At 70.4% G+C, this 12,794-nt stretch carries 15 protein-coding genes; 6 read left to right on the top strand and 9 right to left on the bottom strand.

The window, feature by feature from the left end; genetic code table 11:
• Positions 1-13: 13 nt before the first annotated feature.
• Positions 14-1,261, bottom strand: a complete 1,248-nt coding sequence (locus BM145_RS13145; RefSeq protein ID WP_093334152.1) for a putative DNA modification/repair radical SAM protein — start codon at positions 1,259-1,261, stop codon at positions 14-16.
• Between the two features lie 95 nt (positions 1,262-1,356).
• Here BM145_RS13145 and BM145_RS13140 point away from each other — a divergent pair, with 95 nt between their 5' ends.
• A complete protein-coding gene (locus tag BM145_RS13140) occupies positions 1,357-2,085 on the top strand; it encodes an outer membrane beta-barrel protein (protein WP_093334105.1) in 729 nt (242 codons plus the stop codon).
• A gap of 203 nt (positions 2,086-2,288) precedes the next feature.
• On the opposite strand, the gene BM145_RS13135 is transcribed toward BM145_RS13140, so the two are convergent.
• The 3 genes from BM145_RS13135 to BM145_RS13125 are packed head-to-tail and all read right to left on the bottom strand — an operon-like array spanning position 2,289 to position 4,210.
• Entirely contained in the window at positions 2,289-3,014 is a 726-nt protein-coding gene (locus tag BM145_RS13135) for a DsbA family protein (RefSeq protein WP_093334104.1), read from the bottom strand.
• Between the two features lie 12 nt (positions 3,015-3,026).
• The gene (locus BM145_RS13130; RefSeq protein WP_093334103.1) at positions 3,027-3,692 is read right to left on the bottom strand and encodes a DsbA family protein; all 666 of its coding nucleotides are present in this window, start codon (positions 3,690-3,692) and stop codon (positions 3,027-3,029) included.
• Entirely contained in the window at positions 3,692-4,210 is a 519-nt protein-coding gene (locus tag BM145_RS13125; RefSeq protein ID WP_245739336.1) for a DUF721 domain-containing protein, read from the bottom strand. The genes BM145_RS13130 and BM145_RS13125 overlap by 1 nt, the downstream gene beginning before the upstream one ends.
• 26 nt (positions 4,211-4,236) lie before the next feature.
• Between BM145_RS13125 and BM145_RS13120 the strand changes: the two genes are divergently transcribed.
• The 3 genes from BM145_RS13120 to nudC are packed head-to-tail and all read left to right on the top strand — an operon-like array spanning position 4,237 to position 7,450.
• Complete coding sequence (locus BM145_RS13120; RefSeq protein ID WP_093334101.1) at positions 4,237-5,289, top strand: A/G-specific adenine glycosylase; 1,053 nt, start codon at positions 4,237-4,239, stop codon at positions 5,287-5,289.
• Entirely contained in the window at positions 5,286-6,566 is a 1,281-nt protein-coding gene (locus BM145_RS16420; protein ID WP_245739335.1) for a serine hydrolase domain-containing protein, read from the top strand. The genes BM145_RS13120 and BM145_RS16420 overlap by 4 nt, the downstream gene beginning before the upstream one ends.
• Entirely contained in the window at positions 6,563-7,450 is an 888-nt protein-coding gene (gene nudC, locus BM145_RS16415; protein ID WP_245739334.1) for an NAD(+) diphosphatase, read from the top strand. The genes BM145_RS16420 and nudC overlap by 4 nt, the downstream gene beginning before the upstream one ends.
• A gap of 305 nt (positions 7,451-7,755) precedes the next feature.
• Here the strand turns inward: nudC and BM145_RS13110 are convergent, their stop codons facing one another.
• From BM145_RS13110 to BM145_RS13095, 5 genes are read right to left on the bottom strand one after another with little or no spacing between them, the layout of a single operon-like run.
• Entirely contained in the window at positions 7,756-8,325 is a 570-nt protein-coding gene (locus BM145_RS13110) for a hypothetical protein (protein ID WP_093334100.1), read from the bottom strand.
• A 22-nt stretch (positions 8,326-8,347) separates the two neighbouring features.
• Entirely contained in the window at positions 8,348-9,301 is a 954-nt protein-coding gene (locus BM145_RS13105; protein ID WP_093334099.1) for a cation diffusion facilitator family transporter, read from the bottom strand.
• Positions 9,298-10,245, bottom strand: coding sequence for an aldo/keto reductase (locus BM145_RS13100; RefSeq protein ID WP_093334098.1), 948 nt, complete (start codon positions 10,243-10,245; stop codon positions 9,298-9,300). Before BM145_RS13100 ends, BM145_RS13105 begins: the two co-directional genes overlap by 4 nt.
• The gene (locus BM145_RS16105; RefSeq protein ID WP_177200210.1) at positions 10,242-10,400 is read right to left on the bottom strand and encodes a hypothetical protein; all 159 of its coding nucleotides are present in this window, start codon (positions 10,398-10,400) and stop codon (positions 10,242-10,244) included. Before BM145_RS16105 ends, BM145_RS13100 begins: the two co-directional genes overlap by 4 nt.
• Entirely contained in the window at positions 10,400-10,714 is a 315-nt protein-coding gene (locus BM145_RS13095) for a hypothetical protein (RefSeq protein ID WP_093334097.1), read from the bottom strand. Before BM145_RS13095 ends, BM145_RS16105 begins: the two co-directional genes overlap by 1 nt.
• 105 nt (positions 10,715-10,819) lie before the next feature.
• On the opposite strand from BM145_RS13095, the gene BM145_RS13090 reads away from it, so the two are divergent.
• Both BM145_RS13090 and metF read left to right on the top strand, forming a co-directional pair.
• Complete coding sequence (locus BM145_RS13090; RefSeq protein WP_093334096.1) at positions 10,820-11,773, top strand: ArsR/SmtB family transcription factor; 954 nt, start codon at positions 10,820-10,822, stop codon at positions 11,771-11,773.
• Positions 11,770-12,711: a methylenetetrahydrofolate reductase [NAD(P)H] gene (metF, locus tag BM145_RS13085; RefSeq protein ID WP_093334095.1), complete on the top strand. Its 942-nt coding sequence runs from the start codon at positions 11,770-11,772 to the stop codon at positions 12,709-12,711. The genes BM145_RS13090 and metF overlap by 4 nt, the downstream gene beginning before the upstream one ends.
• Positions 12,712-12,794: the final 83 nt, after the last annotated feature.

Genomic DNA, 12,794 nt, shown 5'->3' with positions numbered 1-12,794 from the left:
CTTGTTTCCCGGCTCACGCCGCGAACAGTTCCAGTTGCTGCTTCTTGGGGGCGACGACGGGGCGGAGGTCGGCCCGGTCGCTGAGCACGACGGGGCGCCAATCCTCGGCGACGATGAAGGGGCACAGCTTGGCGATCGAGACCGTCAGGCGGGCGACGTCGGCGAGGTGAAGGCGGCGCCAGCGGCGGCTGGCGAGGATGCCGTTCACCGCCTTCACGCCGAGGCCGGGCACGCGCAACAACATCTCGCGCGGCGCGCGGTTGATGTCGACGGGGAAGCGGTCGCGGAACTTGAGCGCCCAGGCGAGCTTGGGATCGATATCGAGCGGCAGCATCCCCGTCGCGTCGTCGGCGGCGGCGACCACCTCGTGCGGCTGAAATTCGTAGAAGCGCATCAACCAATCGGACTGGTAGAGGCGATGCTCGCGCATCAGCGGCGGGCGCTGGAGCGGCAGCACGGCCGATGCGTCGGGGATGGGGCTGAAGGCGGAATAATAGACGCGGCGCAGGCCGAAGCGGTCGTAGAGCGTCGACGCCTTCCGGACGATGTCGCCATCCGTTGCGGCATCGGCACCGACGATCATCTGCGTCGACTGGCCGGCGGGGGCGAAGCGTGGGGCGGACTTGTACTTCGCGCGCGCATCGGCTGTGTCGGCGATCGACGCCTTCACCTCGGTCATCGCGGTCTCGATGCGCGCGCCATCCTTCTCGGGCGCGAGGCGCTTCAGCCCGCCGACGGTCGGCAGTTCGATGTTGATCGACACGCGGTCGGCGTAGAGCCCGGCCTGGTGAACCAGCTCGGGATCGGCGTCGGGGATGGTCTTGAGGTGAATGTAGCCGCGGAAATGATGATCCTCACGCAAGGATCGCGCCACCTCGACCATCTGCTCCATCGTATAGTTGGAGGAGCGGATGATCCCGGAGGAGAGGAACAGCCCCTCGATATAATTGCGCTTGTAGAAGGCGATCGTCAGGTCGACGACCTCCTTGGCTGTAAAGCGAGCACGACGGACGTTCGAACTTTTGCGATTGATGCAATAATGGCAGTCGAAGATGCAGCTGTTCGTCAGCAGGATCTTGAGCAGGCTGATGCAGCGGCCGTCGGGTGCATAGGCGTGGCAGATGCCCATCCCCTCGGTCGAGCCGAGACCCTTGCCGTCCTTCGAATTGCGCTTGTCGGTGCCCGACGACGCGCAGGACGCATCGTATTTCGCCGCGTCGGCGAGGATCGCCAGTTTCTCGCGGGTATCGAGTTGCGCCATCATGTTCGAGATACGTTCTACTCTCCCCGGGAACAAGGGACGGAACGCGCCGAAGCCCTAGACGATTAACCTGCGGTAACGGGAGAAATAAAGTCATGCGGTGGATCGGGGCGACCCTGGTCGCGGTGGGCACGGCGATGCCGGCGCAGGCGCAGACGTTCGTCGACCTGTTCGCGGGAAAGTCGTTCCCGCAGCGTAGCGCGACGACGCTGACCGCCGCGGAAGCGCGGATCAACGACACGGTGATACCCGCCGAGGTGCGCGTGGACGTCGAGCGACTGCGCCTCAGCAACTCAACCATCTTCGGCGCGCGCGTCGGCCATTGGTTCGACTGGTTCGGGATCGCGGCGGACGCGTCGACGCTGGACCCCGACGTGAAGCGGCAGACGATCCGCGCCACCGCCAACGTCCGCTTCGACGAGGAAGTGTTCGGGGAGGAGGTGGTGATCGATCCCGGCCGCTCGGTTGCGGTCGACATCCCGCGCGTGACCATCCCAACTACCGCGACCTTCGCCGCGCTGGCGATGGTGCGGGTGCCGCGCGGCGGGGTGGAGCCGTACGCGTTTGCCGGGCCAGTCTACCTGGTCACGGATTCGGATATTTCCGGCGACTGGGGCGTACGCGCAGGCGGCGGCGCCAAGCTGCCGATCGGCCGCCGCGTCGCGCTGTTCGGCGAATATCGCTACACGCGTGTCGCGGCGAGCGCGGTGGCGGGCCGCGTCGGCGGCGAGGCACGCGGCGTGACCGGCACCACCGGCGACATCCGCGTCGACGCGACGCTGCGCAACCATAGTGCCGTAGGCGGGGTCAGCTTCGCGTTCTGAGGGGGGCGGATCGTACGGGCGGCGATGCCGACGCTCCCCCAAAGGTGATCGCCCGCTCTTAACCCACCCCGGCGGAAGCCGGGTCCAGCTGGGCGGCGGTCGCCGTCGCTTACGACGGCCATTCCAACCTGGGCCCCGGCCTCCGCCGGGGTGAAGGTCTGCTACAATTCTCGCAACGGAGGACCCAGGCCGGCGGGCGGCGCTTACGCGCCCGCCGCCTTCAATGCCTTCTCCACGTCGGTCCAGGCGATGCCGTCGATCTTGGTGCCGTTGACCAGCACCGTCGGCGTACCCGTCACGGTGCCGTCGGCGCCGCGATCCTGCGTCTGCTTGGTCAGCTTGTCGATCAGCGCGGTGTCGGCCAGGCACTGGTTGACGCGCGCCTCGGGCAGGCCGCGCTGCTTCATGAAGTCGATCAGGCCCATCTGCTGGGCCAACATCCGCACTGCGTCCGTCGGCTTGGCCGTCTGCAACTGCTGCTGTTGCGCGGGGGTGAGCGCCTGGAGCTTGTCGTTGAAACCCGTCTGCGCGGCGTACATCTGCTCCAGGATCGGGAAGAACGGCTCGGCACCCGCGCATTGTCCGAGCAGCGCCGGTGGCAGGTCGGCGGCGCCGTGGATCAGGAACTCGCGGAACTCGAAGCTGACCTTGCCCGACTTGACGTAATTGTCGATCAACGGGCGATACGCCGACTCCGCCAGGCCGCGGCAGGCGGGGCAGAGACGTGAGCCGTACTCGACCAGCTTCACGGGCGCGTTCGGGTTGCCGAGCAGATAGCCTTCCTCGGTCTTGGCCGTGGTGGTCGTCCAGTCGGTGCCGGCGGGCGCGGCTACCGCGGCGACGGGCGCGGCGGGACTGGACGAATTGCCATTCTCACCCGAGCAGGCGGCGAGCGCGACGACGGAGAGGAGGAGGGGGGCGAGTTTCATGCTGGCTCCTGGTTACTGGGCGCCGCGGGCGCGCAGGATGGGTTCGAGCGCCGCCCAGTCCACATTGGGGACGAGCGTGCCGTTGACGAAGAAGGTGGGGGTGCCCTGGACGTCGGCGGGCACCTGCCGGTCGAGTGCGGTGACACGGTCGAGCGCGGCCTTGTCGGCGAAGCAGGCGGCGACCTGCGGCTCGCTCAACCCGTTCGCCCGGCCGATCGCGGTCAGACCGGCGGCGTCGGCGATGCGGCGGAAGGCGGCGGGCGGCGGCAGCTTGCCCAGCGAGGCGGCGTTGGCCTGTACGAAGGCGGCTCCCTTCTGCATCCACGCTTCCTGGCCCGCGAAGATGGCGGTGTGGCGCGCCAGGAACCCGCGCGGCGCCCCGCAACGCGCGACGACCACGGCGGCGAGGTCGAGCGGGTCGCGAATCAGGTGGCGCACCTCCAGGCTGACCGAGCCCTTTCGGATCATGCGGTCCTTCAGCACGGGCGCGGACTGCGTCGCAAAATCGCCGCAGTGCGAGCAGGTGTAGCTGGCCCATTCGGCCAGCTTCACCTTTGCCGCCGGGTTGCCGACGACGAAGAAGCCGCTGGGCGCGGGCTTGACGGTCTGCGTCCAGTCGCGTGCCGGCGCGGCGCCAGCGAGCAGGAACACGGTGGCGAGCAGCAGGGGTAGGCGCATCAGGACACCTTGGGCAGGCCGCGGCTGGCGGCAACGCCCGCCGCGAGCGATTCGAGCACGGCGCGCAGCTCTGGGTCGGCGATCGTCTGCAATCCCTCGCCCATCTCGATCGGCACGGGCTTGAGCGAGGGCGGTGGGCGGCCCGATCTGGGCGCGGGGACGGGCAGTTCGCCCTGGCGGATCGCCACGCGCGAGACGGCGGGATAGCCGAAGAAGCGGTTCACCCGTTCCATGATCTCCGGCTGGACGTGCTGGATCATCACCGCATGGGCCCCGTGAACGGTCAGCGTCAGCGTGCCGTCCTGCTTCTTGCCAACGGGGAAGCGGATCGATTCTGGGGCGGAGGCGCGCGCCAGCCGCTCGCCGACGATCTCCGGCCAGCGGCTGACGATCGACGACTGGACGAAGCCGAAGCGGCGGAACGCGGCGCCGCCCACCGCCGGCAGCAGCTCGGAGAGCTGGCGCGACCGGTTGGAACGGGGGCCTTCGGCTTGGGGGGCGCGGACGCGCTTGCTCATGGCCGTTCCCATGCCATAGCAGCCGGGTGGACGCCAAGCGCTCTTCCGTATGGCCCGCGATCGCCGATGACCTGCTGCGCTGGTACGACGCGCACCGGCGCGACCTCCCGTGGCGCGCGCGGCCGGGCGAGGCTGCCGACCCGTACCGCGTCTGGCTGTCGGAGGTGATGCTGCAACAGACCACCGTCGCCACGGTGCGGCCGCGATTCGCCGCCTGGATCGCCCGCTGGCCGGACGTGGCGAGCCTGGCGGCGGCGGACGAGGCGGCGGTGATGGCCGCCTGGGCGGGCCTCGGCTACTATGCCCGCGCGCGCAACCTGGTGAAGGCGGCGCGCATGGTGGTGGCGAACCATGGCGGCGCGTTCCCGTCCAGCGAGGCGGGGCTGCGCGCGCTGCCGGGGCTCGGCGCCTATACCGCCGCGGCGGTGGCGGCGATCGCGTTCGGGGAGCGGGCGGTGGTGGTCGACACCAATGTCGAGCGGGTGGTGGCGCGGCTGTTCGCGATCCACCAGCCCCTGCCCGGCGCGCGGCCGGCGATCCGGGCGGCGGCGGACACGATCACGCCGGACGCGCGGGCGGGCGACTTCGCACAGGCCATGATGGATCTGGGCTCGTCGATCTGCACGGTGCGGGCGCCGCGCTGCTTGCTCTGCCCGATCCGCGGGGCCTGTCGCGCCCTGGCGGAGGGCGCGCCCGAGCGGTTGCCGACGAAGGCGGCCAAGCGCGCGCGGCCGACGCGGTACGGCACGATCTTCTGGCTGGAGCGGGACGGCGCGGTGTGGCTGGTCAGGCGACCGGAGAAAGGGCTGCTCGGTGGCATGCGCGCGCTGCCGACCGGGCCGTGGAACTACGAGCCGCCCGCGCTCGCCGATGCGCCCGCGGCTGCCGAGTGGCGGATGCTGGAGACGAGGGTGCGTCACGGCTTCACGCATTTCGAGATCGACCTGGCGCTTGCGGTCGCCCGCGGGGACGCGCAGGGGGAGGGCGAATGGTGGCCGATCGCGGAGCTCGACGGTGCGGGGCTGCCGACGCTGTTCGCCAAGGCGGTTGTGGCGGTTCGGAAAGAGGGTGTTGCATGACTAGTCGCCTGCTCCTGTCCCTGTTGCTGGCGGGGGCCGCCGCGTCCGCGCAGGTGGCGCCGCCCCGGCCCGCGCCGACCGCCGCCCGCCTGCCGACGACGCAGGCGCTGCTCGACGGTTATGTCCGCGACGGCAAGCTGGCGGGCATCGTCGTCGCGGTGGGCGCGGGCGATCGGCCGCCGGCGGTGGTGGCGGCGGGGCGGATCGGCGGCCCCGGATCGCCCGCCGCGACCGGCGACTCGCTGTGGCGCATCTACTCGATGACCAAGCCGATCACCGGCATGGCGGCGATGCTGCTGGTCGAGGAAGGCAAGATCGGCCTCGACGATCCGGTGTCGAAATACATCCCGGCCTTTGCCCGCATGCGCGTCGCGACCAGCCCGGACACCAGCCTCGCCTCGGTGCCCGCGACGCGGCCGATCACGATCCGTCACCTGCTGACGCACACGGCGGGTCTCAGCTACTCGATCACCGCCAAGGGGCCGCTGCTGCGCGAATATGAGCGGCTCGGCATCCTGCCGATCGCGGTGAACGCCACTGTCGAGGCCAAGGCGCGGGCGGCGCGACCGGCGACGCTCGCCGCCTTCGCCGACCGGGTCGCGACGCTGCCGCTGGTCGCGCAGCCGGGGACGAAATGGGCCTATTCGGTGTCGCTCGACGTGCTCGGCCGGGTGATCGAGGTGGCGAGCGGGATGCCCTTCAACCGGTTCCTCCAGACGCGGTTCTTCACGCCGCTCGGCATGACGTCGACCTTCTTCACCGTGCCCGCCGCGCAGGCGGGGCGGCTGGCGACGAACTACAGCTATCTCGGCGACCAACTGGTGCCGCTCGACCCGGCGGCGACCTCGGTGTTCCTGCGGCCGCCGAGCTTTCCCTACGGCGGTGCGGGGCTGGTGTCGTCGGCGCGCGATTACGACCGGTTCCTCCACATGCTGCTGAACGGCGGTACGCTGGACGGCGTGCGCGTGATGAAGCCGGAGACGGTGCGGCTGGGCATGTCCAACCTGCTGCCCGCGGGCGTGTTCTTCCCCGGCGCGGCGACGATGGGAGGAAAGCCGGAGCGCGAGGGGTACGGCGCGGGCGGGTCGGTGCGGCTGACCGACCAGCCCGGCGGGCCGTCGCGCGGCACCTATGGCTGGGGCGGCGCCGCGGGAACGCTCGCCTGGGTCGATCCGGTCAGGCGGGTGCGCGGCACGATCATGGTCAACACGCTGCCGCCACGCTACCCGGTCGGCGACGAGGTCGGGGCGGCGCTGCTGAAGGACGCGACGCGGTGATCGGCTTCACCGGCGGCACGCTCGATCGGGGTGACGCTCTCCGCCACGATCCGGCACTGTTCGCCGCCGCCCTCGCCGACCCGCGCGCGCGGCTGCTGCGGCTCGACGCGTACCGGCCCGAGGTGACCGAGGAGGGGCTGCTCGGCTGGGGCGGCCTGGCCGAGGCGCCGGACGAGGCGACGCTGGTGCTGCTGGGGATGGACGGCGATCGTCCCCGCTTCGCCGCCGCGATGCCGGGCGACCGCGCGACGGGCCGCTCGCCGGCGCTGTTCGCCGCCCTCGACCGGCTGCGACCGGGCGAGGCGGCGACCTACGCGGCGGCGCGGTCGGTGCTCGACTGGCACGCGCGCAACGGTTTCTGCGCCACGTGCGGCACGCCGACGGCACCGTTCCGCGCCGGATGGGGCCGCGCCTGCGCGACCTGCGGCACCGAGCATTTCCCGCGCGTCGACCCCGTCGTCATCATGCTGGCCGAGCACGACGACCGGGTGCTGCTCGGCCGGCAGCCGGCGTTTCCGGCCGGACGCTACTCGGCGCTCGCCGGCTTCCTGGAGCCGGGCGAGTCGATCGAGGAGGCGGTCGCACGAGAGGTACGCGAGGAGGCGGGCATCGTCGTGCGCGACGTGCGCTACGTCGCCAGCCAGCCCTGGCCGTTCGCCTCGTCGCTGATGATCGCCTGCGTCGCCATGGCGGAGAGCGACGCGATCACGCTGGACGAGAACGAGCTGGAGGACGCGATCTGGGTGTCGCGGGCGACGGTGCGCGCGGTGCTGGCAGGCGAGCCGGGGCCGTTCCTGCCGCCGCCGCCCTACGCCATCGCCCATACGCTGCTGACGACGTGGGCCGACGATGATTCACGTGGAGGCGCGGAGACGCGGAGCTAGAGCATCGAGCCTTATACCTGACCCGTTCGTGTTGAGGAGGCATTGAGCCCGTCGAAATGCCGTCTCGAAGCCTGTCCTGAGCGGCCGGCCGTGCCGGCCAGCCGAAGGGCACATGCCCCCTTCGAGACGAGGCTTCGACAAGCTCAGCCTCTCCTCAGGGCGAACGGCAGTAGGTCGGATTTCGCGCTCGATGCTCTAGTCCGCCCGGCGCAGCCGTTCCGCGTGACCGATCGACCCTCGCGCTGGGCCGCGCTTCGGGCGGGTCCGTGCGGCAGGCGCCACTCTCCGCGCCTCCGTGTGAACCCCTACTTGCCGGCGGCGGGCCCGAGCGTGGCGAGATAGGCGGCGCCGGGCTGGCCGATCACCTTGACCTGCCCCGCATTGGCGGCGGCGACCGCCAGGAGATAGGAGCGGGGCTTCTTCATCAAGGCGGGAAAGTCGACGGCCACGATGCCCGAGCGCCGCGCCGCTTCCTGCACGAAATGGACGCAGTTGCGCTTGTTGAGGTTGTAGCGGTGATTGCCCTGCTCGCCCCACTCGCGCGTCAGGGCCAGTACGCTGGCATATTGCGCGTCGGTGAGGGTGACCGAGAACTGCGCGTCGCTGCCCGCGATATAGGCGGGCTTGGACACGTCCAGCCGCCCCGCCACGGTGCCCATCAGGATCGCGGGGCTGATCGTCTTGGCGGTGAAGCCGTAATTGACGTCGACCGGCGCACCGCCCGCGTCCGGCGTGCCGCGCAGGGTGAAGAAGGCGTGGGGGAAGCTGTTGCCGAATTCGTGGCTCCAGAAGGTGATCGTCACCGCCGCTTGCGCCGCAGGGGCAAGGCCGATCAGCAGGAACAGCGCCAGACAGGCGTGGAGCAGGCGGGTCATGCCGACAAGATACGGATTTCGCTCATGAAGTGGCAAGCGGCGATATCGACGGCGCGTCCGCTGCCTTCTCCGGCCGGATGTAGATGGAGGCGAGCATCGGCACCGCCTCGCGCAACTCGGCCTCCATCCGCTCGATCAGCGTCTCGCCCTCGCCCATGGTCAGCGCGTCGTCGAAATCGGCGCTGATCGCGACGAATACGCTGTCGGGCGCGGTGTGGATGGTGCGGACATGGTTGACGGCGGTGACCTGCCGGTGCGCCGCGACCAGGGTGCGGATACGCTCGATCGTCGCGGGATCGGCACGCTCGCCGATCAGCAGCCCCTTGGCCTCGCGCGCGAGCAGCGCCGCAACGGCGACCAGGATCAGGCCGATGACGATGGAAGCGACACCGTCCAGCCGCGCGTCGGCGAACGCGTGACTGGACCAGACGCCGAGCGCGGCGACGGCGAGCCCGGCGAGCGCGGCCGAATCCTCGAACAGTACGACGAACGTCGCCGGGTCCTTGGACTGCCGAACCGCGCGCCACCAGCCGAGATCGCCCTTGGCGCGCGCGAACTCGCGCATCGCCAGCGTCCACGACCCTCCCTCCAGCAGCACGGCGATGCCGATCACGACGTAGTTGATCGTCGGGCTTTCCAGCGGCTCGGGCGCCGCGATGTGGCGCCATCCCTCCCAGATCGACACGCCCGCACCGATCGCGAAGATCAGGATGGCGACGACGAACGCCCAGAAATACAGCTCGCGTCCGTAGCCGAACGGGTGAATATGATCGGGGGCGCGGCGGCTGCGCTTCTGCCCGTAGAGCAGCAGCACCTGATTGAGGCTGTCGACGCAGCTATGCACCCCCTCGGTCAGCATCGACGAGGAGCCGGTGAGGCCCGCCGCGACGAACTTCGCCACGCCGATGCCGAGATTGGCGGCGAGCGCGCCGTAGAGGACGATGTCCTCTCCGAGGCGGGAGAGGAGGCGGCTCACGCCCCGGCGTTGGTCAGGCGGGCGAGCTGGTCCTCGGTGAGCGTCAGCGTCATGGCCGCGAGCAGGTCGGGCAGCTGCTCGACCGTGCGCGCGCTGGCGATCGGCGCCGACACGGCCGATTGCGCGATCAGCCAGGCGAGCGCGATCGCCGCTAGCGGCGCGCCGGTTTCCATCGCGACCTGGTCCATCGCGGCGAGGACGGCGGGGCCCTTGCCCTCGAGCTGCTCCCTGGCGCTGCGGCTGCGGACGCTTTTGCCCAGATCGTCGGCGGAACGGTATTTGCCGGTCAGGAACCCGGCGGCGAGCCCATAATAGGGCAGCGCGGCGATGTTCTCGACCGCGCAGAAATCCTGCAGCTCGCCCTCGAAGCTCTTGCGGCTGACGAGATTGTACTCGGGTTGCAGCACGTGGATGCGCGGCAGCGAGCCGTCGCGCGACAGGTCGACCGCCGATTTCAGCCGTGCCGCGGTGAAGTTGGATGCGCCGAGCACGCGTATCTTGCCCGCGTCGATCAGCTTGCCGAAGGCGGCCAGTATCTCCTCCTGGGGAACGGCATCGTCGTCCTGGTGCGCGTAGTAGAGGTCGATCCGGTCCGTACCGAGCCGGCGCAACGAGGCCTCGCACGCGGCGGCGATGTTCGACGGCGCCAGCTTCTCGCCATCGACGGGCAGCATGCCGACCTTGGTTGCGATCAGCACGTCGTCGCGCCTGTTCGAGGTCTTCAGCCACTCGCCGATCACCGTCTCGGACTCGCCGCCACGGTGCCCATCAACCCAGGCCGAGTAGACGTCGGCGGTGTCGATCATCGTGCCGCCGGCGTCAATGAACGCGTCGAGCACGGCGAAGCTTTCCGCCTTGTCCGCGGTCCAGCCGAACACGTTGCCCCCGAGCACGAGGGGCGCGATCTTGAGATCGGTCGAGCCGAGGCGGCGGATGTTCGTCATGGCTGGTCCCGGTGGTGGAGAACGGCGTCGGGCATGTCGGCCACGTCGTTCAGCTGGCCCGCGTCGTCGGCGATGACGAGACCCGCCCGCTGTCGCCGACGCGCGAGCAGGCGAGGGGCCGCGGCGAGCGTGATGGCCCGACGCGGCCGGTACATCAGTCCTTCAGTGCCTTGCCGGCGCGCATCAGCGCGTTGCCGGTCGCGTCCGCGGCATCGTCGGTGCCGTTCTCGATCGCGGCACCGGTGCGGTCGAGACCGTTGTCGATCGCCGCGCCGGCATTGTCGAGGCTCCGCTCGGCCGAGCCGAGCGCGCGGTCGCTCGCCGCGTCGACATCGCCGACCGCGTTCTCCGTGGTGGCCTCGGTGTCGGCAGCGATGGCGTTGCCTGCCTCGGCCGTCTCGTTCTGGGCATTCTGGCTGCACGCGGCCAGGGCAATGGCGGCGAGGGTCGGGACGATCAGCTTCTTCATGTCATACTCCCATGTTACTGGGGGATCGGAACGCGAGCGAAAGCATTAGGCTCCCGCCCCTCACTCGATTGACCGCATATAAAGATATCTTTATATCTTGATCCCGTGATCGATCCGCTCGCCATCTTCTCCGCTCTCGCCGACGGTACGCGGCTGCGCGTGCTGGCGCTGCTGCGCGCGATGGAATTGTCGGTGGGCGAGCTGGCGCAGGTACTGGGGCAGAGCCAGCCGCGCGTATCGCGGCACGTCAAGATCCTGGTCGACGCGGGGCTGGCCGAGCGGCGCAAGGAAGGCAGCTGGGTGTTCGTCGCGCAAGGGGCGCCCGAGGTGATCGGCCCGGTCGCCGCCGCGCTCGATGCGTGGCGCGGGGGCGAGGGCGATCACTGGACGGTGGCGGACGCGGCGCGGCTGGCGGCGGTGCGCGCCGACCGCGCGGCGAGCGCGGCCGCCTGGTTCGAGGCGCATGCCGGCGAGTGGGACGCGATCCGCTCGCTCCACGTCGCCGAGGAGCAGGTCGAGGCGGCGATGGACGCGGTGCTGGGCCAGGCGCCGATCGGCACGCTGATCGACATCGGCACGGGGACCGGGCGGATGCTGGAGCTGTTCGGCGGGCGGGCGGACAAGGCGCTGGGCATCGACCGCTCGTCGGAGATGCTGCGGCTGGCGCGCGCCAAGCTGGCCGGCGCGGCGAACACCGAGCTGCGCCAGGCCGATCTCTACGCGCTGCCCATGGCCGACGGCGGGGCGGACCTGGCGATCCTCCACCACGTGCTTCATTTCGCGCAGCAGCCGGGCGCGGCGATCGCCGAGGCGGCGCGGGTGCTGGCGCCGGGCGGGCGGCTGCTGATCGCCGATTTCGCCGCGCACGACCGCGAGGATCTGCGCGAGCGGGACGCGCACGTGCGGCTAGGTTTCGCCGACGAGCAGGTGGCGGCGTGGGCGCAGGCGGCGGGGCTGATGATCGCGCGGGTCGAGACGCTCGGCGGCGGCGAATTGACGGTGAAATTGTGGCTCGCGCGGAAAGCCGGCGCGAGCCTGCGAGAGGTGAAAGCGGCATGACGATCTCGGTGGATCAGCTGGCGGAGGCGCGTTGCGCGCTCGAATCGCCGCTCTACGCGGACGTGGGCGGCGATCTGGAGGTCTCGTTCGAGTTCTTCCCGCCCAAGAACGAGAAGATGGACGCGCAATTGTGGGACGCGGTGAGGACGCTGGAGCCGCTCGGCCCGCGTTTCGTGTCGGTCACCTACGGCGCCGGCGGATCGACGCGCGAGCGGACGCACGCGACGGTGGCGCGTATCCAGCGCGAGACGTCGATGGCGGCGGCGGCGCACCTCACCTGCGTCGAGGCCACCAAGGCCGAGATCGACGCGATCGCCGAGGAATATTGGGCAGCCGGCGTGCGCCACATCGTCGCGCTGCGCGGCGATCCGCCGACCGCCGGCGCGAAATACGCGTCGCACCCCGGCGGGTACGAGAACGCGGCCGACCTGGTCGCCGGCCTGAAGCGGCTGCACCCGTTCGAGGTGTCGGTGTCGGCCTATCCGGAATGCCACCCCGATTCGGGCGACGCCGCGGCCGATCTCGACAATCTGAAGCGCAAGCTGGACGCGGGCGCCAACCGGGCGATCACGCAGTTCTTCTTCGAGCCGGAAACCTTTTTCCGCTACCGCGACCAGCTGGCCGCGGCGGGGATCGATGCGGAGATCGTGCCGGGCATCATGCCGGTGATGAACTTCGCCAGCGTCCAGCGGATGAGCGCGATGTGCGGCACCGCGGTGCCGCCGTGGATGGCGCGGCTGTTCGAGGGGCTGGACGACCATCCGGCCGCGCGCCAGCTGGTGGCGGCGACGGTGGCGGCGGAACTGTCGCGGCGGTTGTACGCGGGCGGCGTGAAGCAGCTGCATTTCTACACGCTAAATCGGGCGGAGCTCGCCTATGCGATCTGCCATCTGCTGGGGGTGCGGGCGAAGGTGCCGGCGGCGGTGGCGGCAGCCTGAGATCCTCCCCGTTCGCGGGGAGGAGGACCGGCCGCAGGCTGGTGGAGGGGGCTCTCCACCGGCGATCACGTTCGGGGAGAGCC

The organism is Sphingomonas rubra, from assembly GCF_900115745.1.
Classification (GTDB): Bacteria; Pseudomonadota; Alphaproteobacteria; order Sphingomonadales; family Sphingomonadaceae; genus Sphingomonas; species Sphingomonas rubra.
The sequence above is the reverse complement of the archived record's forward strand: the minus strand, read 5'-3'. Positions and strand labels throughout refer to the sequence as shown.